At 64.6% G+C, this 19,858-nt stretch carries 15 protein-coding genes and 1 pseudogene; 8 read left to right on the forward strand and 8 right to left on the reverse strand.

What is annotated here, in order from left to right:
- Window positions 1–57: 57 nt before the first annotated feature.
- The 4 genes from NKG59_RS20050 to kbl form a co-directional block, all read right to left on the reverse strand.
- Window positions 58–1,059, reverse strand: a complete 1,002-nt coding sequence (locus NKG59_RS20050) for a LuxR C-terminal-related transcriptional regulator (protein ID WP_253540332.1) — start codon at window positions 1,057–1,059, stop codon at window positions 58–60.
- A gap of 589 nt (window positions 1,060–1,648) precedes the next feature.
- Window positions 1,649–1,894, reverse strand: coding sequence for a hypothetical protein (locus tag NKG59_RS20055; RefSeq protein ID WP_253540335.1), 246 nt, complete (start codon window positions 1,892–1,894; stop codon window positions 1,649–1,651).
- 109 nt (window positions 1,895–2,003) lie between these two features.
- The gene (locus tag NKG59_RS20060) at window positions 2,004–2,987 is read right to left on the reverse strand and encodes an NAD-dependent epimerase/dehydratase family protein (RefSeq protein ID WP_045205779.1); all 984 of its coding nucleotides are present in this window, start codon (window positions 2,985–2,987) and stop codon (window positions 2,004–2,006) included.
- Complete coding sequence (gene kbl, locus NKG59_RS20065; RefSeq protein ID WP_253540349.1) at window positions 2,987–4,204, reverse strand: glycine C-acetyltransferase; 1,218 nt, start codon at window positions 4,202–4,204, stop codon at window positions 2,987–2,989. Before kbl ends, NKG59_RS20060 begins: the two co-directional genes overlap by 1 nt.
- An 87-nt stretch (window positions 4,205–4,291) precedes the next feature.
- On the opposite strand from kbl, the gene NKG59_RS20070 reads away from it, so the two are divergent.
- Complete coding sequence (locus NKG59_RS20070) at window positions 4,292–4,888, forward strand: helix-turn-helix domain-containing protein (RefSeq protein WP_045205777.1); 597 nt, start codon at window positions 4,292–4,294, stop codon at window positions 4,886–4,888.
- 20 nt (window positions 4,889–4,908) lie between these two features.
- Here the strand turns inward: NKG59_RS20070 and NKG59_RS20075 are convergent, their stop codons facing one another.
- Window positions 4,909–6,264 (reverse strand): MATE family efflux transporter, encoded by a 1,356-nt coding sequence (locus tag NKG59_RS20075; protein ID WP_253540352.1) that lies wholly within the window; start codon window positions 6,262–6,264, stop codon window positions 4,909–4,911.
- Window positions 6,265–6,626: 362 nt separating this feature from the next.
- Here NKG59_RS20075 and NKG59_RS20080 point away from each other — a divergent pair, with 362 nt between their 5' ends.
- Entirely contained in the window at window positions 6,627–8,273 is a 1,647-nt protein-coding gene (locus NKG59_RS20080) for an APC family permease (RefSeq protein WP_253540355.1), read from the forward strand.
- A gap of 105 nt (window positions 8,274–8,378) precedes the next feature.
- Here the strand turns inward: NKG59_RS20080 and NKG59_RS20085 are convergent, their stop codons facing one another.
- A complete protein-coding gene (locus tag NKG59_RS20085) occupies window positions 8,379–9,293 on the reverse strand; it encodes a LysR family transcriptional regulator (protein WP_253540358.1) in 915 nt (304 codons plus the stop codon).
- Window positions 9,294–9,395: 102 nt separating this feature from the next.
- On the opposite strand from NKG59_RS20085, the gene NKG59_RS20090 reads away from it, so the two are divergent.
- Window positions 9,396–10,280: an aldo/keto reductase family oxidoreductase gene (locus NKG59_RS20090; RefSeq protein ID WP_301288209.1), complete on the forward strand. Its 885-nt coding sequence runs from the start codon at window positions 9,396–9,398 to the stop codon at window positions 10,278–10,280.
- A gap of 65 nt (window positions 10,281–10,345) precedes the next feature.
- Here the strand turns inward: NKG59_RS20090 and NKG59_RS20095 are convergent, their stop codons facing one another.
- Both NKG59_RS20095 and NKG59_RS20100 read right to left on the reverse strand, forming a co-directional pair.
- Complete coding sequence (locus tag NKG59_RS20095; RefSeq protein WP_253540362.1) at window positions 10,346–11,332, reverse strand: response regulator transcription factor; 987 nt, start codon at window positions 11,330–11,332, stop codon at window positions 10,346–10,348.
- Window positions 11,313–14,750, reverse strand: coding sequence for a hybrid sensor histidine kinase/response regulator (locus tag NKG59_RS20100; protein WP_420804037.1), 3,438 nt, complete (start codon window positions 14,748–14,750; stop codon window positions 11,313–11,315). The genes NKG59_RS20095 and NKG59_RS20100 overlap by 20 nt, the downstream gene beginning before the upstream one ends.
- 224 nt (window positions 14,751–14,974) lie before the next feature.
- Between NKG59_RS20100 and urtA the strand changes: the two are divergent.
- From urtA to urtE, 5 genes and pseudogenes are all read left to right on the forward strand, one after another.
- Window positions 14,975–16,211 (forward strand): annotated as a pseudogene (gene urtA / locus NKG59_RS20105) (urea ABC transporter substrate-binding protein).
- Between the two features lie 87 nt (window positions 16,212–16,298).
- Complete coding sequence (urtB, locus tag NKG59_RS20110; RefSeq protein WP_253540368.1) at window positions 16,299–17,216, forward strand: urea ABC transporter permease subunit UrtB; 918 nt, start codon at window positions 16,299–16,301, stop codon at window positions 17,214–17,216.
- Window positions 17,217–17,226: 10 nt separating this feature from the next.
- On the forward strand, window positions 17,227–18,363 hold the full coding sequence (urtC, locus tag NKG59_RS20115; protein ID WP_253540371.1) for an urea ABC transporter permease subunit UrtC: 1,137 nt from the start codon (window positions 17,227–17,229) through the stop codon (window positions 18,361–18,363).
- Between the two features lie 14 nt (window positions 18,364–18,377).
- Window positions 18,378–19,139 (forward strand): urea ABC transporter ATP-binding protein UrtD, encoded by a 762-nt coding sequence (urtD, locus tag NKG59_RS20120; RefSeq protein ID WP_253540374.1) that lies wholly within the window; start codon window positions 18,378–18,380, stop codon window positions 19,137–19,139.
- Between the two features lie 15 nt (window positions 19,140–19,154).
- Window positions 19,155–19,844 carry an urea ABC transporter ATP-binding subunit UrtE gene (gene urtE, locus NKG59_RS20125; RefSeq protein ID WP_027679771.1) on the forward strand — a complete coding sequence of 230 codons (690 nt, stop codon included), beginning with the start codon at window positions 19,155–19,157 and terminating at the stop codon, window positions 19,842–19,844.
- Window positions 19,845–19,858 lie beyond the last annotated feature (14 nt).

The following is a 19,858-nucleotide window of genomic DNA, read 5'->3' on the forward strand; positions in this document are numbered from 1 at the left end:
GGGCGGCGCGTGCGGGCGCACGCCATCCGCGTTGCACGAAGAGCTGACCGGGCTGAGTCAGCCGAGGCGGGCCGTACCGTTGGCGGCGCGCACCGGGGCGCGCATCGGCTTGGCAGGCGTCACGCCCCCAAAGGCTCGCGTCATGGCAGCCCAGCGCGATTCGGCGCCCAGTTCAGCGCCCGATGCGGTCACCGACGTGGTGGTCCGGTCGGACGCCCCCGGCTGGGGGGATGAAGACGCCATCACCGCGTCTCGGGCCGGTGCACTGGGCTGGAGCGGGTGCGTTGTGCGTGCGGCGGTCTGCACGAACACGTCTGCATCTTGCGCATCTCCAGACACCTGGACCGATGTCTGTGCGGATGCAACGTTGGTCGTGGCGGCAGCCCCGCCCTGCAGCTCCAGTGGAATACCCACGCGCATGGCGGCGTACACCGCTTCGCTCTTGTTGCGCACGTTCAGGCGTCGATACAGCGTGCACGCGTGCGTTTTGACGGTGGCTTCCGAAATGCCCAGCAGGCGGCCGACACCCTTGACGGAATGGCCGCGCGACAGCAGTACCAGCACTTCGTACTGCCGCAGAGACACATTCAGCCGCTGCGCCGCTTCCGACGCATCCAGCGAGAGCATCGGCATGGCGGCATTGGCCGCACGCGGTATCAGGGCCGGATACGACTGGCCGCCGGCCAGCACGAGCCGCAGCGTGGCCAGCAAGACTTCCGGCGATTGCGATTTGGCGCAGTAGGCGTCTACACCGCACGTCATGGCGACGTGCGCTTCTTCAGCAGAGAGGCTGGCGGCCAGCAGCACCACGCGGCTGGCCTCGCTGGCGGCGATCGCCTCGCGCAATTGGGCAGCGAATTCACCGGCGTTGACCGGGCCGTCGGCCTCGTCCAGCCCGATGACGAGCAGATCGGCTCGCTCATCGAACGCGTGCAGTTCGCCAGGGATGCCCGCAGGCAATGCCGGGGCGACGACCTCCAGGCCGAGGGTGGGATGCGCGAGCAACTGCGCAAGTCCGGCCCGTAGCAACGGATGATTCTCCAGCAGGACTGCTTTCATGGTTTCCTCGTTTTCTTGTGAAGCGATTCCGGTCAGGCGCGCACAAGCCAGCCGCTGCGGGCGAGCACGCATATGACCGTCGAAACCCCGGGACCGTCCGAGAGAAAGCGCCCTGCCGCCAGCTATGCGCCGGCTCTGGAGAAGCGAAGTGCGAATGCCGTGTGGACCGTGGGGCCGTGGGGACCAATCCGGTTCCGGATTCGCTTTATTGGAAAAACCTGTTCTGCAGGTGGCGGAACTGCCTTGCACATGCAGAGTGACCGCACGACATAGAGCAAGCATCGGGCCACCTCCGTGCAGCGCAACATCTGCTTACACTTGCGGCACAAATGGTGACGAGCAGAAGGCGGGCAAAACCCGCTGTGGCAAAGGATTGGCGGGCCGCGATATCGGTTGGTGCGATGCCGCAAATTCACTTCATTTCTGTAACGATTCAGTTACGAATTCGCGACGTGTGACGACCGACCCGATCATGCCGCCGGTTGTCCACTGAACGTTTTTACAACCTGTTTTAAAACTTACCGAGCGAGCGCGGCAGGCGCCACATTGCCGGCACGGCCGGCAGCGGATAGATGACCGATACGCCCCTTCAGGGCTTATGGCGCATGGCAAAAAGGAAGAGGCTGTCGATGGCGCCCACCATGAAGATGATGCCCGCAGCCATATGCAGCATCCAGGCGCCGTCAGCAAACGGCAGTTGAATCGACGTGTGCGGAATGACCCCCACCGCGCCCGCCGCCACCGACATGCGCAGTACCGGCATCCACCATGTGCGCTTGGCGGGCTGCGGATCGTCGCGATGACGCGGCGCGGGGTCGGGCGTCGAAGAAGACATGCGGCAGGGACGAGAAGTGATGGCCATGCTGCATTGTTGAACACAACCGATCGAAGCGAAACACAAAACAGCGCCCTGCAATGCCCGCAATTCCCCTAACTGAAGCTGCCTAGGCTGGATGTGCAGCCAGGTGGGCAAGGTTCTGCAGCATGTCGGTCGTCATCTCCGCCACACCGTATTCGGGCTTCCAGCCCCAGTCGCGCCGGGCGACCGAATCGTCGATGGAGTTCGGCCAGCTGGCCGCAATCGCCTGGCGGAAATCCGGCGCATACGCCACCTCGAACGACGGACGATGCCGGCGGATCTCGGCCGCCAGCTGCTCCGGCGTAAAGCTCACGCCTGCCAGGTTGTAGCTGCCGCGCTGGGTGATGCGCTCGGCCGGGGCCTCCATCAACTCGATGGTGGCGCGCACGGCGTCTGGCATGTACATCATGGGAAGCGCCTCGTCGTGATCAAGGAAGCACGTATAGCGCTCGCCCTTCACGGCCGAATGGAAGATGTCGATGGCGTAGTCGGTCGTGCCGCCGCCCGGTGCGGTCTTGTACGAGATCAGCCCCGGATAGCGCAGGCTGCGCACATCCACGCCGTGATGCTCGAAATACCAGCGGCACCAGCCCTCGCCGGCCAGCTTGGAAATGCCGTAGACGGTCTTGGGCTCCATGATCGTGCTCTGCGGCGTGTTGTCCGCAGGCGTGGTGGGCCCGAACGCGGCAATCGAGCTGGGCCAGAAGATGCGCTCAAGCTGATGATTGCGCGCGGCCTCCAGCACATTCAGCAGGCCATTCATGTTGAGCGCCCAGCCCCACGTGGGCGACTGCTCTGCCGCAGCCGACAGCGCCGCCGCCAGGTGATAAATCTGCGTGATGCCGTGGCGCTCGATGATCTCGCGCAACTGGCCGCGATCGGTCACATCCAACGTTTCGTGGCGAATCTGCGGGTGGCGGCCACGGGGCACCATGTCGCTGGTCACGACGTTGCCAGTGCCGTAGCGCTCGGCCAGCGCGGCGGCCAGCTCCGTCCCCAATTGCCCGTTGGCGCCGATGATGAGGATGCGCGGCGCCGTTCCAAAATTCGCGCTGGTGCCGGTGCTCATCAGATGATCCCCAGTTCCTTGCCGGCGGTTTCAAACGCCTTGAGCGCCGCATCGAGTTGCGCGCGCTCGTGCACGGCGCTGATCTGCACGCGGATGCGCGCCTGCCCCTTGGGCACCACCGGGTAGAAGAAACCAACCACGTAGACGCCCAACTCCAGCAGGCGTTTGGACAATGCCTGCGCCTTCTGTGCGTCGTACACCATGATCGGCACGATGGGATGGTCGCCCGGCTTGATATCGAAGCCCAGTTCGACGATCTTGCGGCGGAAATACAGCGCGCTGTCTTCAAGCTTGTCGCGCAGTGCGGTGTCGGCTTCCAGCAGATCGAGCACCTTGATGGAGGCCCCGACAATGGACGGCGCCACTGTGTTCGAGAACAGATACGGCCGCGAGCGCTGGCGCAGCAGCGCCACCACTTCCTTGCGCGCGCTCGTGAAGCCGCCCGACGCTCCGCCCAGGCCCTTGCCCAGCGTGCCGGTAATGATGTCGATCTTGCCGAACACGCCGCGGTGTTCGTGCGAGCCGCGGCCGCGCTTGCCGAGAAAGCCCGTGGCATGGCATTCGTCAATGCCCAGCAGCGCACCGAACTCATCGCAGATGGCACGGATTTCATCCAGCCGCGCGATGGTGCCGTCCATTGAGAACACGCCGTCGGTAAACACAAGCTTGAAGCGTGCGCCCGCCGCATCGGCCGCCTTCAGTTGCGCGCGCAGATCCTCCAGATCGTTGTGCTTGTAGCGATAGCGCTGCGCCTTGCACAGGCGGATGCCATCGATGATGGACGCGTGGTTCAGCTCATCACTGATGACGGCGTCTTCCGCGCCCAGCAGCGTTTCGAACAAACCGCCGTTGGCGTCGAACGCCGAGCCGTAGAGGATCGTGTCTTCCGTGCCGAGAAACTTCGCCAGCCGCGCTTCCAGCGTCTTGTGCAGGTCTTGCGTGCCGCAGATGAAGCGCACCGAGCTCAGGCCAAAGCCATGCGTGTCGAGCGCCTCGTGCGCAGCCTTCAGCACCTCCGGGTGCGACGACAAGCCCAGGTAGTTGTTGGCGCAGAGGTTGATGACCTCCTTGCCGTCAGCCGTGCGGATCACCGCGCCCTGCGGCGAGGTGATGATGCGCTCGGTCTTGTAGAGACCGGCTTCCTCGATCGCCTCCAGTTCGCGGCGGATGTGCGCGTAGAAGGCGTCGGTGGAAGCATTGGCTTGCGTTGTCCCCATGGTGCTGCTCCTGTAGACTGCGTTGATCGATAAATCGAACATGTTCGATATATCGAATAATTCGTTCAATTTACAAGATACCAACCGATGGCACAAGCCCCCGCCAACGATGTCCTCGCCGATGGCCCGCCCGCCGTTGGTGCCAAGCTGCAAGCGCTGCGCCAGGCGCGCAAGCTGTCGCTCGATGAACTGTCGCGGCGCGCAGGCGTGTCCAAATCCATGCTCTCGCAGGTCGAGCGCAATCTGGCCAACCCGACCGTCGCGGTGCTGTGGCGCCTGGCCACCGCGCTTGGCGTAGGGCTGGCAGATTTTCTGTCGCCCGAAGGCGCGGCCGATGCGGCGCCCGCGGTGACGGTCATCCCCGCTCACTCCATCCCAGTCATCAAAAGCCCGGATGGCAAGTGCGAATTGAAGATTCTTGGCCCTGTGGACCTGGCGGCGCGCTTTGAATGGTATGAACTGGCGATCCAGCCCGGCGGCGTGCTGGCGTCAGAGCCGCACGAGCTGGGCTCGAAGGAGCACATCTCCGTGCTCAGCGGCACGGTGACCGTGCAATCCGGCCCGAGTGAGAAGAAGGTGCGGCATGGAGAATCGGCACGCTACCCGGGGGATGTGCAGCACGCCATTTCAAACGCCGGCAAAACGGTGGCGACGGCGTTGCTGGTGGTGGAATACGCGCAGTAGCCGCTGCAGATTGACGCTGCCTAGGCTGCCTGCAGTTGAGGCGCCCGCCACACGCGCGGCAGCAGCACCCCGAGCATCAGCCCGCGCAACGCCATGAACCCCAGCATCGACAACCACAGCCCGTGGTTGCCCCACAGCGGCTGCAGCGTGACCGACAAGCCCCAGAACGCGGCAGCCGCCACGGCCATCGTCACCAGCAGTTCACGTGTGCGCGTCGCGCCGATGAACACGCCGTCAAACTGGAAGCCCCATACCGACACGATCGGCAACAGCGCCGCCCACACCAGATAGTGGCGCGCGGCTTCGCGCACGGCGGGCTGATCGGTCAGCACACCGATGATGCCGGCGCCCGCCAGCGCGTACACGGCGGCAAAAAGCCCTGCCCCCAGCACCGACCAGAACGTCGACACGCGAATCGCCATGCGCAGCGCCGTGCGGTCCCGCGCGCCCATGGCGGCGCCCACCAGCGCTTCGGCCGCGTGCGCGAAACCGTCCAGCCCGTAGGCCATGAAGGTCAGGAAGTTGAGCAGCAGTGCGTTGGCCGCCAGCACCACATCGCCCTGCTTCGCGCCCGCGTGGGCAAACCAGCCGAAGGCGGCCAGCAGGCACAGCGTGCGCAGGAAGATGTCGGTGTTCAGGCCCATCAGGCGGCGCCAGGCGTCGCGGGCGAGCAGTTCGGTGCGCGTAAGCGGCGGCAAACCCATCGGCCGTTGCAGCCAGAGCAGCAGCATGCCGAGCCCAAACCCGGCAATGTCAGCCAGCGCCGTTGCCGCGCCAATACCGCCCACGCCCATGCCGGCCCCCAGCACCAGGGTCAGCACTGCCACCATGTTGACGGTGTTGATGAAGACCTGCAGCAGCAAAGCACGCCGCACCTGCTGGCGCCCGAGCAGCGTGCCGAGCACCACGTAGTTGGCCAGCGCAAAGGGCGCCGACCAGATGCGCGTGTGGCAATACACCTCGGCCATACGGGTGACGGATTCGCTCGCACCAAGCAGCGCCAGCGTGATGCGGATCGCCGGCACCTGCAGCACCAGCAATGCCGCTCCAATGGCAAATGCCAGCAGCAGCGCGCGCACCACGCTCGCGCGTAACGCCTGCGTGTCGCCCGCACCGTGCGCCTGCGAGACCAGCCCCGTGGTGCCCATGCGCAGGAAGCCAAACCCCCAGAACACGAAGTTGAAGAAGACCCCGCCCAGCGCCACGCCGCCTATGTATTCCGGCCCCGGCAGATGCCCAGCCACGGCGGTATCCACCGCCGAGAGAATCGGCTGCGTCAGGTTGGCCAGCACGATGGGAAACGCCAGCGTCAGCACACGCCTGTGCCACTGCGTAGGTGACGCAGGTGCAACCGAAGTGGCGAAAGAGGACTCCATGGGGAGAAAAAACTGCGAGGAACGATGAAAAAGGCGGTGCAACCGCTCACGATTTCGCTATCATTGCGCCCCATTGCGGGCTCCGGAAATCGGGCGGCAAGTGCGGCACCCCGCACAACGTCGTCGATGACTATACGCGAATCCCCCCGGAAGGCAGACACCGTGTTTTGCCTTTCATCGCGGCCGGACGGGTGCGGTTGATGCTACGCATCATCCGGCACACGCATGTCCTAGGCTGGTGACACCCACCACATGGGACGGCGGGCGACGCCCAAACAGCGTCGCCTCGGTAGAACTAAGCGGACTGGTAAGCAACCGCGATGCCCTGTCGAACTTCCGACTCGCCGGGGCGGAGACTCCTCTTGGAAAAAAACGTACAACGCAATCTGGGCGCCTGGGCATTGATGCTGACCGGGCTGGGCTCGATCATCGGCTCCGGCTGGCTGTTCGGCGCCGGCCACGCTGCAAAGGTGGCGGGCCCCGCTGCCATCTTCACCTGGATCATTGGCGCAGTCGTCATCCTGGCCATTGCCCTGACGTATTCCGAACTGGGCGCGATGTTCCCGGAATCGGGCGGCATGGTGCGCTATGCGCGCTACTCGCATGGCTCACTGGTGGGCTTCGTGGCGGCCTGGGCAAACTGGATCGCCATCGTCACCGTCATCCCCATTGAGGCCGAAGCCTCCATCCAGTACATGAGCAGTTGGCCGTGGCCCTGGGCGCAGTCGCTCTTCCAGCACGGTGAGCTGACGCCGCCGGGGCTGGTCCTGTCGGCGGTGCTCGTCGTCGTGTACTTCCTGTTGAACTACTGGGGCGTGAAGGTGTTTGCCAAGGCGAACAACGCCATCACGATCTTCAAGTTCATCATTCCGGCCGCAACTGCGGTGGCGCTGGTTGGAGCAGGCTTCCACCCGGGCAACTTTGGCGCGAGCACGGGCGCGAATGTGGCAGGTCAAGGGTTCGCCCCGTACGGCTGGTCCGCAGTGCTGACCGCCATTGCCACCAGCGGCATCGTGTTTGCGTTCAACGGTTTCCAGAGCCCGATCAACCTCGCGGGCGAGGCGCGCAATCCGGGCCGCAACGTGCCCATCGCGGTGATCGGTTCGATCCTGCTGGCTGCGGTGATCTACGTGGCGCTGCAGGTGGCCTTCCTGGGCGCGGTGCCGCCTGAGTCGCTCGTCAATGGCTGGCACGGCATTGATTACCACTCGCCGTTCGCCCAACTGGCGATTGCGCTGAACCTGAACTGGCTGGCCGTCGTGCTGTACATCGACGCCTTCGTCAGCCCGTCAGGCACCGGCAGCACGTACATGGCCACCACCACGCGCATGATCTACGCGATGGAGCGCAACAACACCATGCCGGCCATCTTCGGCCGCGTGCACCCGCTGTTTGGCGTGTCGCGTCCGGCCATGTGGTTCAACCTGGCGGTGTCGTTCATCTTCCTGTTCTTCTTCCGTGGCTGGGGCGCGCTGGCTGCTGTCATCTCGGTAGCCACCGTCATCTCGTATCTGACGGGCCCGATCAGCGTGATGTCGCTGCGCCGCACGTCGCCGCAACTGCATCGCCCGCTGCGTCTGCCGGGGCTCTCGCTCGTCGCGCCGTTCGCGTTTGTGTGCGCATCGCTCATCCTGTACTGGGCCAAGTGGCCGCTGACGGGCGAGATCATCGTGCTGATGCTGGTGGCACTGCCCGTGTACTTCTACTACCAGGCCAAGGCCGGCTGGCCCGACTTCAAGACGGAACTCAAGGGCGCGTGGTGGATGATCGCCTACCTGCCGACCATCGCTGCGCTGTCGTACTGCGGCAGCACGGAGTTCGGCGGCCACGGCTACATTCCCTACGGTTGGGACATGGGCATCGTGGCGGTGCTCTCGCTGTTCTTCTACCACTGGGGCGTGGCCAGCGGCTGGCACACGCGCTATCTGGATGAAGTCGAACACGTACATGACGACGTGCCAGCGCACGACACCAAGCGTGCGCCGCGCGCCGTGCCGCAACGCGCCTGACACCGCTGTTGTTCGCAAGAAAGAACGCCCGACCGGTTCTGCCGGCGGGCGTTTTTTCTTGTATTGGCGCAGTGACGCCGTAGCGAGGGCCCCAGTTGTTAAAGCTCAGACTGCATCTTGGCCTGACCCGGCCTTGATGAAATCGATGAATGCCCGGAGCGGAGCCGGAACGAGCCGCCGTCCGGGGTAGTAGAGATACGGACCAGGGAACGGCCGCCACCAATCCTCGAGCACGGGCTCGAGCGCCCCGCTCGCAAGATGCGGGCGCAGCCAGTCTTCGTACAGATGCACGACGCCGACGCCGGCAACAGCGGCGTCCACAACGAGATCCGTCGCGCCGCCAATGCGGACGAGCAGCGGGCCAGATGGGTCCACGTTGACCACTTCACCGTCACGCTCGAATTCCCACGGCGGCATGGCGCCGCTCGCAAACCGCCCGCGCATGCAGGCGTGGTCCAACAGGTCGCGCGGATGCGTGGGGCGGCCGCGTCGATCGAGATAGCCGGGTGCCGCCGCCGTCGCGAACCGCTGCGTTCGCGGCCCGATCGGAACGGCGATCATGTCCTGTTCGAGCCGATCGTCATAACGGATGCCCGCGTCGCAGCCGGCGGCAAGAATGTCAACAAAGCTTTCCTCGGCAACGACCTCCAGCCGGATATCGGGATAAGCCTCAAGAAAGCCCGGGATGATGGCGGGCAGCACCAGCCGTGCGGCGCTCATCGGCACATTGAGCTTCAGGGTGCCGGCCGGTCTTTCGCGGAAATTGTTGACCACGTCCAGCGCGGCTTCCACCTCGCTCAAGGCCGGCCGCAAGCGGGTGAGCAGGCGCTGCCCCGCTTCGGTTGGTGAGACGCTGCGCGTTGTTCGGTTCAGCAGGCGCACACCGAGCTGGGTCTCCAGCCGACGCACCGCCTCGCTCAGCCCCGATGCGCTCGCGCCCATCAACCTTGCGCCTTCACGAAAGCCCTTGGCTTGCGCCACCGCCACGAAGGCATTCAGATCACCCAGATCGACTTGCATTGTTCGCCTTTTCGCACAGCCCGTACGGATTATGTCTACTTATCGCGCACCGCGCTTGCGCCTAATCTGCCGTCACCTCGTCTTTCACACAGGAGTGTGACCATGTCCCCCATCATTCAGGCCGGCACGTTTTCCATCGGCGGCCACCAGGTGCATCGTCTCGGCTACGGCGCCATGCAGCTCGCGGGCCCAGGCGTCTTCGGCCCACCCAAGGACCGCGACGCCGCACTTGCCGTATTGCGTGAGGCTGCTGCCTCGGGCGTCAACCACATCGACACGAGCGACTTCTACGGCCCGCACATCACGAACCAGTTGATTCGCGACGCCTTGCATCCCTATCGCGACGATCTGCTCATCGTCACCAAGATCGGCGCTAGGCGCGACGCCAAGGGCGCGTGGCTGCCGGCATTCTCAGCGCAGGCGCTGACCGAAGCCGTGCACGACAACCTGCGCAATCTCGGCCTGGATGTTCTGGACGTGGTGAACTTGCGAATCATGTTCGACACGCATGGCCCAGCCGAAGGATCGATCGAAGCGCCGCTCACGGCCCTGGCCGAACTGCAACGGCAGGGGCTCGTGCGGCATATCGGGCTGAGCAACGTCACGGTCAATCAGATTGCGGAAGGACGGCGGATCTGCGAGATCGTTTGTGTGCAGAATCACTACAACCTCGCCCACAGAAACGACGATGAACTGATCGACGCGTTGGCCGCCGACGGCATCGCGTATGTCCCGTACTTTCCGCTGGGCGGGTTCAGCCCGCTGCAATCGTCCACGCTCAACGATGTGGCGACGCGACTCGGCGCAACCCCGATGCAGACGGCCCTCGCGTGGCTGCTGCAGCGGTCGCCGAACATTCTGGTGATCCCGGGCACCTCGTCGGTCGGCCATCTGCGCGAGAACCTTGGCGCGGCGGCGATTACGTTGCCGGAAGATGCAATGCACGAACTCGACGCCGTTGCACTTTCCACGGACGAGGCGGCGTGATTCTGCGCATGGCGGCTGTTCTCTGGCGATGCGCCGCCACGAAACCGGCGCAGCCTGACGGACCCTCAGCCCGGCTGAGACTGCAAAGCAAGCGCGGCCGCCGCGGCGCGCGTTTCCACACCAAGCTTCTCGAAGATGTGCTCGAGGTGCTTGTTGACGGTACGTGGGCGCATACCGAGGATGTCGCCGATGTCGCGATTGGTCTTGCCGCGTGAAATCCACAGCAGCACCTCCGCCTCGCGCGCGGTCAGACGAAACCTTGCGCAGAGGCGATCGCTCACCTTGCGGTCGTCGTGCTCTTCCAGCTGGATGACCCACGCGCTGTGCGGCGCGGGGCCAGCCAACCTTGCCACCAGCCGCACGCCCTCGCCGTCTTCCGCCATCCGGCCGGCCTCCGGCGCGCCAACGGGTCCCACGCTCTGCGCCAGCCACTGCTGCAATACCGGCGGCAGCCGCTGCATGTCGCCGTGGTCCGGATAAAAGCGTGCAAGCAACGGCGCGACCCGCGAACTGCGCCAGTGGATCGCGCCATGCAAATCGGCCACTAGCGCCGCACGCCCACCTAGCCCAACGATCTCGTCTGCCTGCCGGTGCGCACGGGCTCGCTCCAGATGCGCAGCAACACGCGCAAGCACCTCTTCCGGGCGGATCGGCTTGGTGATGTAGTCGATACCGCCTGCGCGGAAACCGCGCACAACGTGCTCGCTCTCCGTCAGTCCCGTCATGAAGATCACGGGAATCTGCGCGTGACGCGCATTAGCCTTGATGTGCTCGCAGGTCTCGAAGCCGCTGATGCCGGGCATGACGGCGTCCAGCAGGATGATGTCGGGGGTCAGGCGCTCGATGCGATCCAGCGCGCTGGGCCCGTCCAGCGCCACCAGAACGGTGTAGCCGACCGCGTCGAGCGCATCGGACAGCAGCGCCAGATTGTCCGGCGTATCGTCAACGATGAGCACGACGCCGGAGCCCGCAGCGGCCGCACCGATCGCCTGCGAGGCCGATGGCATATGCAGCGCCGCCGCGCCGGCATGGTCAATCCACGCTGTGTTCATCTGAAGGGGCTCCTTTGAGCAACATATCCAGTTCAGTCAGCCGGAAGCGCCGCGCGGCCGAACGCACAGGTTGCAGCACGCCGGCAAGATCAGGATCGCGATGTTCGGCTTCATCCAGCAATTCGATGAGCCCGCGGATGTAGCCGATCTCGAGCAGCGGCCGCAACTGTGCGACCAGCTCTGCCGGCAGCGGCGCATGCGAGCGTGCCGGCGGCGGCGCTTCCTCAACCGCTTCGCTGTCGACAATCCATGCGAGGTTGAGCAGCTCGCCCACTTTGTCGAGCAGATGTGGCAGGTGCACAGGCTTGGCAAGGTAGTCGTCGCATCCGGCAGCGGCACCGCGTGCACGGTCACCGGCAAACGCATTGGCCGACAACACCAGGATTGGCGCAACACTAAGTGCCTGCTTGCGGATCAGCCGGCTGGCCTCGAAGCCGTCCATTGATGGCATCGAGACATCCATCACGATCAGGTCGACCGGCAAGGTGCCGAGCTGGCGCATCGCCTCGGGCCCGCTGGCGGCTTCGACGAGCGTGAAGCCCAGCGGCGCGAGCGCGCCCACCACGATGCGGCGCTGCTCGCGTTGGTCATCCACCACCAGCACGGTCCGCCGCACACCGCGATACCCGCTGACATGGCGAATGCGGTCGACCGCGCGGGGCTCGCGCACCTCCGGCAGAAACAGTCGCACGGTGAAGCGCGTGCCCTCACCGGGCACACTGTCCACGCTCAGCTGGCCACCCATCAGCGTGGTGAGCATGCGGCAGATGGTCAAGCCGAGGCCAGCGCCGTTGTCCTGCGCGTGCGCTGCGGCGCCCCGCTCGAACGGCAGGAAAATGCGCTCCAGTTCATCCGAGGCAATGCCGATGCCAGTATCGAGAATTTCGAACGTGGCAATCTCACGCGCGTAGGCCACACGCAGCGACACCGTACCGCTGTCCGTAAAGCGCACCGCGTTGCCCAGCAGATTGATCAGGATCTGGCGCACGCGCTTCTCGTCCATGCGCACCGCATCGGGAATGCGGCCCACATGCTCCATGCGGAAGGCCAGTCCTTTTTCAGAAGCATGCGGTTCCATCATCGCTTCGATCTGCGTCAGGAACGCAGGAAACGCCACCTGGCTCACGTCGAGTTGCAGCTTGCCGGCCTCGATGCGTGCAACGTCCAGCAGCCCGTCGACCAAGGCCAAGAGGTGCTCGCCACTGCGGAAGATGGTGGCAAGGCCCTCGCGACGCGCAGGTGGAATCGACGCGTCGCGCATCAGCAGTTGCGCATAGCCGAGGATGCTGTTGAGCGGCGTGCGCAGTTCATGGCTCAAGCCCGTCACGTAGCGGCTCTTGGCCCGGTTGGCAGACTCGGCGGCTTGCTTGGCCTGCTGCAGCATGGCATCGGTCTTGCGGTGCGCTTCGATCTCGCGCATCAGCAGCATGGTCTGGCGGTTGGACTCTTCCTGCGCGACCTTGCGGCTTTCCTTGGCCAGCACCAGCCACCAGGCGCCCACGCAGCCGACCAGCGCCAGCGCAAAGAACGCCTTGATGTAACCGCGCGCCAGCAATTGCAACGGCGATTGGTCCGCGCTCAGGGTGACGGCGGTCTGGTAGTAGATCAGCGTCAACACACCTGCCAGCAAGCCCAGCACGATCAGCAGCACGGCGGCGTACTGCGCCACGCGCACGTGCAGTCGCGGCAGTTCAGTGTTTGGAAACCAATGTCGCCACGCCTGCGCGATTTGCGCAGACAGTCTGCCGTGCGGCTTACAGGCATCGCCGCAGCGCGCATCCAGCGAGCAGCATAGCGAGCAGATGCTGCCGGCGTAGGCGGGGCAATGCGCCATGTCCTCTTGCTCGAACACGTTCTCACAGATGACGCAGCGCATGGCGCCGGCGTGCGCATGTTCGGCGTCGGCGGGCGCGTGCACCTTGCGGGCGAGGTAGAACCGCCCGCGCGTGGCCACGGCGATGAGCGGCGCGCAAAGGAACGCCATGCCCAATGCGACGAACGGCGACAGCGCTTCCGTCACGGCACCGAACAACCCGAGGTGAGCGAGCGTCGCGACCACCGAGGCGATCAGCATGGCGCCCACGCCAACCGGATTCACGTCGTAGAGGTACGCGCGCTTGAACTCGATGTGCGCGGGGCTGTATCCCAATGGCTTGTTGATGACGAGGTCCGCCACCAGCGCGCCGATCCAGGCGATGGCAACGTTGGCGTACAGCGCCAGCACTTCGCTCAGTGCCTCGAACACGCCCAGCTCCATCAGCAGCAGTGCGATGAGCACGTTGAAGACGAGCCACACCACCCGCCCCGGATGACTGTGCGTGAGGCGCGCAAAGAAGTTGGACCATGCCAGTGAACCGGCGTAGGCATTGGTGACGTTGATCTTGATCTGCGACACCACCACGAACAACGCCATGGCCGCCATCGCCAACGCAGGTGAGCCGAACACGTACTGATAGGCCACCAGGTACATCTGCGTGGGCTCCACGGCGCGCGCCGTGCCCACCTCGTGCTGAACGGCGAGGAAGACGAGAAAGGAGCCGCCCAGCATCTTCAGCGCGCCCGGCACCACCCAACCGGGCCCGGCCGCCAGCAGGGCCAGCCACCACTTGCCGCGGTTGGCGCGCGTCTTCTCGGGCAGAAAGCGCAGGTAGTCGACCTGCTCGCCAATCTGCACGATGAGCGCAAAGGCCACGGTGCAGCCGGCGCCAAAGGCCAGCAGGTTGAAATCGCGCCCCGACTCCGACAGGCCGCCAAAGCTCGGCCAGTCGGCAAAGGCGCGCGGATTGCGCAGCAACACTGCAGCGTAGGGCAGCACCAGCAACACCAGCCACAGCACCTGGGTCCAGCTCTGCAGCCGGTTGATCGCCGTGATGCCGTGCGTCACCAACGGGATGATCACCAGCGAGCACAGCACATAGGCAATGGGGAGCGGCAGCCCGACGTAAAGCTGCACGGCCAGCGCCATGATGGCCGCCTCCAGCGCCAAGAAGATGAACGTGAAGGTCGCATACACGAGCGAGGTGACCGTCGAGCCGATGTAACCGAAGCCGGCGCCGCGCGTGAGCAGGTCCATGTCGACACCGAAGCGCGCTGCGTAATAGCTGATCGGCAGGCCGGTCAGGAAGATCAGCACGCTCACCACCACGATGGCCCAGAACGCGTTGGTAAAGCCGTAGTTGATGGCCAGCGAACCGCCAATGGCCTCCAGCGCCAGGAACGAGGTGGCTCCCAGCGCGGTATTCGCCACGCGGAATTCCGACCACTTGCGGAATCCGCGCGGCGTATAGCGCAATGCGTAGTCTTCCAGCGTCTCGTCGGCGACCCACGTGTTGTAGTCACGACGGATCTTGACGATGCGCTGGGTGCCGGATTGGTGCACGAACGCTCCCCGTTTCGGTGAACCGCGCCTGAGCTTCATGCTCTAGGCGAGAAGGCGCGGCGGGCGATGCAAGTTCCGTTCCGCCCTGACGCTCGCCCGGCTCACTGCCGTGATGTCGCTGCGTTTTTGCTTGCGGATGGCTGCGCCGTGCAATGCGGCCGCGCTGTACGTCGGTTGACGTATTCCTGCAATCGAGGCCCCCGCCTAGGCTTGCCTCCATGCCTGTTCACACCGACCACCATCCGCAACCGGGAGAAACCACGATGTCACGCCACCCCTCGCGCCTTCGGCGCCTCGCCTTGTGTCTTGCCGTCACGCCACTGCTGGCGGCGCCGCTTGCCGCGCTCGCGCAATCGCACCCGACTGCCAAGGTCAATACCACCAAGCTTGCCGTGACCGACACCGAGGTCACGGTCGGCCAACTGCATTCGGCAACCGGCACCATGGCGATCAGCGAGACTGGATCGATCCAGGCAGAGCGCCTGGCCATCGACCAGATCAACGCCGCGGGCGGCGTGCTGGGTCGCAAGATCAAGATCATCCAGGAGGACGGCGCATCGGACTGGCCGACCTTTGCCGAGAAGGCAAAGAAGCTGCTCGAAGCTGACCGTGTCGCCACCGTGTTCGGCTGCTGGACCTCGGCGTCGCGCAAGGCCGTGCTGCCGGTGTTCGAGAAAGACAACGGCCTGCTGTACTACCCCACGTTCTACGAGGGGCTGGAACAATCCAAGAACGTGATCTACACCGGGCAGGAAGCCACGCAGCAGATCCTGGCCGGGCTGGATTGGGTGGCCAAGGAGAAGAAGGCAAAGACGTTCTATCTGGTCGGCTCCGACTACATCTGGCCGCGCACGTCGATGAAGATCGCGCGCAAGCACATCGAAAACGTGCTGCACGGCGAGGTGGTCGGCGAGGAGTACTACCCGCTCGGCAACACGCAGTTCGGCTCGCTGATCAACAAGATGAAGCTCAAGAAGCCCGACGTGATTTTCGCTGCCGTGGTGGGCGGTTCCAACGTGGCCTTCTACAAGCAGATGAAGGCAGCGGGCGTGACCGCCGACAAGCAGACGCTGCTGACGCTGTCCGTCACGGAAGATGAGCTGCTCGGTATCGGCGGCGAGAACATGGCCGGCTTCTACGCCTCCATGAAGTACTTCCAGAGCCTGGACAACCCCAACAACAAGAAATTTGTCGAGGCCTTCAAGGCCAAGTACGGCGCCAAGGCCGTCATCGGCGACGTCACCCAGGCGGCTTACCTCGGCCCGTGGCTGTGGAAGGCGGCGGTTGAAAAGGGCCGGCAGCTTTGACGTCGACAAGGTCGTCGCGGCCTCGCCCGGCATTGAGCTGAACACCGCGCCGGAAGGCTACGTGAAGGTGCACGCCAACCACCACCTGTGGAGCAAGACGCGCATCGGGCAAGTCCAGACGGATGGCCAGTTCAAGGTTGTCTACGAGTCGGGTCTGATCGAACCGAATCCGTTCCCGAAGGGTTACCAGTAACCCGCCGCAGACGCGGTCCGGCCGCAACAGGGTTTGCAAACCGGACGGACCGCTTCCCACCGCATCCATCGTCTTCGTGGAGCCGCCATGACCTCGTTGTCGGAATTCGGGGCGATCTTCGCCATGCAAGGCTTCAACGGCCTGTCGTTCTTCTGCGTGCTGCTGCTGATGGCACTCGGCCTGGCCATCATCTTTGGGCAGATGGGCGTGATCAACATGGCCCATGGCGAGTTCCTCACCATCGGCGCCTACACCACGTACCTCCTGTCGACGCTCACCGCCAGCTACGCGCCAGCACTGCAGCCGTACTACTTCTTTGCGGCCGTGCTGCTGTCGTTCGTACTGGCAGCGGCCATGGGTTACGCAGTCGAGCGGTTGATGATCTCGCGGCTCTACAACCGCCCGCTCGACACGCTGCTCGCCACCTGGGGCCTGAGCCTGGCCATGCAGCAGGCTTTCCGCTCCATCTTTGGGGCGAAGGAGGTTAGCCCCGCGCTGCCCGACTGGCTGATGGGATCGTTCTCGCCCGGCGGCGGCATCGATATCCCGATCAACGGCCTGTTTGTGATGGCACTGACCACGCTGCTGACCGGTGCGCTGTTCCTCCTGCTGTTCCGCTCGCGGTGGGGCCTGCAGGTGCGCGCCACGGTGCAGAACCGCGTGATGAGCGGTGCGGTCGGCATCGACACGCGGCGCGTGGACCGCATGACGTTCGCACTCGGTTGTGGCGTGGCCGGGGTAGCGGGAGCCGCGTTCACCACCATCGGTTCGACCGGCCCGACTTCGGGGTCGCTGTACATCGTCGACACCTTCCTGGTGGTGGTGTTCGGCGGCGCGCAAAGCCTGCTGGGCACCATCGCGTCGGCTTTCACCATCGCCCAGACGCAATCGACCACCGAGTTCTTCCTCACAGGCTCGATGGCGAAGGTGCTGACGCTCTCGGCCGTGATCCTGATCCTGATGATGCGGCCCCAGGGGCTGTTCTCGGTCAAGGTCCGCAAATAAGGAGTCCGACATGAACCCCACGCTTCATTCACGGCTAGAGCGCAAGCGCGATTGGCTCGGTCTGGCCGTACTCTGCGCCGTCATCTTCGTCGTCATGCCGCTGGCGTTTGATGTATTCCGCCTGAACCTGATCGGCAAGTACCTGAGCTATGCCTTCGTGGCCGTCGGCCTGGTGCTGTGCTGGGGCTACGGCGGCATCCTGAGCCTGGGCCAGGGTGTGTTCTTCGGGCTCGGCGGCTATTGCATGGCGATGTTCCTCAAGCTGGAAGCCTCCGACCCGGTCAGCACCAAGATCCAGTCTACGCCCGGCATTCCCGACTTCATGGACTGGAACCAGTTGACCGCCCTGCCGTTGTTCTGGGAGCCGTTCCGCCACTTCGGCTTCGCGGTGGTCGCGGTGGTGTTGGTGCCCACGCTGCTTGCATTGCTGATCGGCATCGCCATGTTCAAGCGGCGCGTGGGCGACGTGTATTTCTCGATCGTCACGCAGGCTATCGCGGCCATCCTGTCGATCCTCATCATCGGGCAGCAGGGCTGGACGGGCGGCGTCAACGGCATCACCGACCTGAAGACGCTGCTCGGCTGGGACATCCGCACCGACTCCGCCAAGCTGATCCTGTACTTCGTCACCGCCGGCCTGCTGGTCGGCTGCATCGTGCTCGGACGCTTCATCCTGCGTTCCAAACTCGGCCGCCTGCTGATGGCGATGCGCGACAAGGAAGAGCGCGTGCGCTTCTCCGGTTACGACGTCGCCAGCTTCAAGGTGTTCGTGTTCTGCGTGGCGGCGGCCATGTCGGCCATCGGCGGGGCGATGTTCACGCTGCAGGTGGGCTTCATGTCGCCGTCGTTCGTCGGCATCGTGCCGTCGATCGAGATGGTCATCTATGCCGCGGTGGGCGGACGCCTCTCGCTGCTGGGCGCGGTGTACGGCACGCTGCTCGTCAATTTCGGCAAGACGTACTTCTCTGAGTCCTTCCCGCAGCTGTGGCTGTTCCTGATGGGCGGCCTGTTCATCGCCGTGGTCATGTACTTCCCCAACGGCCTGGCCGGCCTGTACGACAGCCACGGCCGCAAATGGATCGCACGGCTGCTGCAAGGCCGCCGCACGGCGGCAAAACCGGCGCCCAGCGCCACCGCGCAAGGCTAAACCCGGAGACCATCATGACCCAACCGATCGGCGTGGAAATGCCCAAGCCCGTGCTGGCGATCGAAGACCTGACCGTGTCGTTCGATGGCTTCAAGGCGGTGGACAGCCTGAACCTGTACGTAGACCGCAACGAAGTGCGCGTGGTGATCGGCCCCAACGGCGCCGGCAAGACCACGGTGCTGGACCTGATCTGCGGAAAGACGCGCGCCACCTCGGGCAGCATCCGCTTCAACAACCTGGAGCTGACGAAGATGCGCGAGCACGACATCGTTCGCTCGGGTGTCGGCCGCAAGTTTCAGACCCCCTCCATCTACGAAAACCTGACGGTGTTCGAGAACCTGGAGATGTCGTTCCCGCGCGGGCGCAAGGTGCTTGGCGCACTCGCCTTCCGGCGCGCGCCCGACGTGGTGGAGCGCGTAGAAGCCGTGGCCCGCGACATCTTCCTGCACGACCTTTTGCACCAGCAGGCGGACCTGCTCTCGCACGGGCAAAAGCAGTGGCTTGAGATCGGCATGCTGCTCATGCAGGAGCCGGAACTCGTGATGCTCGATGAACCCGTGGCCGGCATGAGCGTGTCGGAACGCGAGAAGACAGCGGAACTGCTCGGCCGCATCAGCCAGGGCCGCTCGGTGCTCGTCATCGAGCACGACATGGAGTTCGTCAAGAGCATCGCCCACCGCGTGACCGTGCTGCACCAGGGCAAGGTGCTGGCCGAAGGCAGCATGGATGCGGTGCAAGCCGACCCGAAAGTCATTGAAGTCTATCTGGGCCATTGAGCCCCGGAGCCGCACATGTTCAACGTGACCGACCTCGTTTCCGGATACGGCCAGAGCCAGGTGCTCCATGCCCTGAACCTGCAGGTGGCACCGCAGGAGATCGTGGCCGTGATGGGCCGCAACGGCATGGGCAAGACCACGCTGTTCAAAACCCTGATGGGCATTCTTCCGACGCGCTCGGGCAGCGTGTCGATCGACGGCCAGGAACTGACGGCCCTGCCTTCTTTCCAGCGCGTGGCGCGCGGCATCGCCTACGTGCCGCAGGGCCGCATGATGTTTTCGAGCATGACGGTGCTGGAGAACATCCAGACCGGTCTACCGGCGTCTGCCGGCGGGCGCGTGCCGGACGAACTGTATGCGCTGTTCCCCGTGCTGTACGACATGCGCGGGCGCAAGAGCGGGAACCTGTCGGGCGGCCAGCAACAGCAGCTCGCCATCGCCCGCGCACTGGCCACCAACCCGAAGGTTCTGCTGCTGGACGAGCCGACCGAGGGCATCCAGCCATCGATCATCAAGGACATCGCACGGGCGCTGAAGGAGATCCGCAAGCTGCGCCAGCTCACCATCGTCGTGTCGGAACAGGTGCTCAGCTTCACCCTCGATATCGCCGACCGCTTTCTCGTCATCGACAAAGGACGCTTCGTCTACGAAGAAACGCGCGACAAGGTCGATGCCGCCACCATCAGCCGATACCTCTCGGTTTGACTCACCTCACACCA

The sequence above is a fragment of the Ralstonia chuxiongensis genome (assembly GCF_024158925.1).
GTDB lineage: Bacteria > Pseudomonadota > Gammaproteobacteria > Burkholderiales > Burkholderiaceae > Ralstonia > Ralstonia chuxiongensis.

Bases quoted from the DNA above. Each gene is read 5' to 3' on its own strand.
- kbl (WP_253540349.1), bottom strand. From the start codon at position 4,204: ATGGGGACAACGCAAGCCAATGCTTCCACCGACGCCTTCTACGCGCAC.
- NKG59_RS20050 (WP_253540332.1), bottom strand. From the start codon at position 1,059: ATGAAAGCAGTCCTGCTGGAGAATCATCCGTTGCTACGGGCCGGACTT.
- urtB (WP_253540368.1), top strand. From the start codon at position 16,299: ATGACCTCGTTGTCGGAATTCGGGGCGATCTTCGCCATGCAAGGCTTC.
- NKG59_RS20100 (WP_420804037.1), bottom strand. From the start codon at position 14,750: ATGAAGCTCAGGCGCGGTTCACCGAAACGGGGAGCGTTCGTGCACCAA.
- NKG59_RS20095 (WP_253540362.1), bottom strand. From the start codon at position 11,332: ATGAACACAGCGTGGATTGACCATGCCGGCGCGGCGGCGCTGCATATG.
- NKG59_RS20085 (WP_253540358.1), bottom strand. From the start codon at position 9,293: ATGCAAGTCGATCTGGGTGATCTGAATGCCTTCGTGGCGGTGGCGCAA.
- NKG59_RS20060 (WP_045205779.1), bottom strand. From the start codon at position 2,987: ATGAGCACCGGCACCAGCGCGAATTTTGGAACGGCGCCGCGCATCCTC.
- urtC (WP_253540371.1), top strand. From the start codon at position 17,227: ATGAACCCCACGCTTCATTCACGGCTAGAGCGCAAGCGCGATTGGCTC.
- NKG59_RS20070 (WP_045205777.1), top strand. From the start codon at position 4,292: ATGGCACAAGCCCCCGCCAACGATGTCCTCGCCGATGGCCCGCCCGCC.
- urtE (WP_027679771.1), top strand. From the start codon at position 19,155: ATGTTCAACGTGACCGACCTCGTTTCCGGATACGGCCAGAGCCAGGTG.
- NKG59_RS20090 (WP_301288209.1), top strand. From the start codon at position 9,396: ATGTCCCCCATCATTCAGGCCGGCACGTTTTCCATCGGCGGCCACCAG.
- NKG59_RS20055 (WP_253540335.1), bottom strand. From the start codon at position 1,894: ATGTCTTCTTCGACGCCCGACCCCGCGCCGCGTCATCGCGACGATCCG.
- NKG59_RS20075 (WP_253540352.1), bottom strand. From the start codon at position 6,264: ATGGAGTCCTCTTTCGCCACTTCGGTTGCACCTGCGTCACCTACGCAG.
- urtD (WP_253540374.1), top strand. From the start codon at position 18,378: ATGACCCAACCGATCGGCGTGGAAATGCCCAAGCCCGTGCTGGCGATC.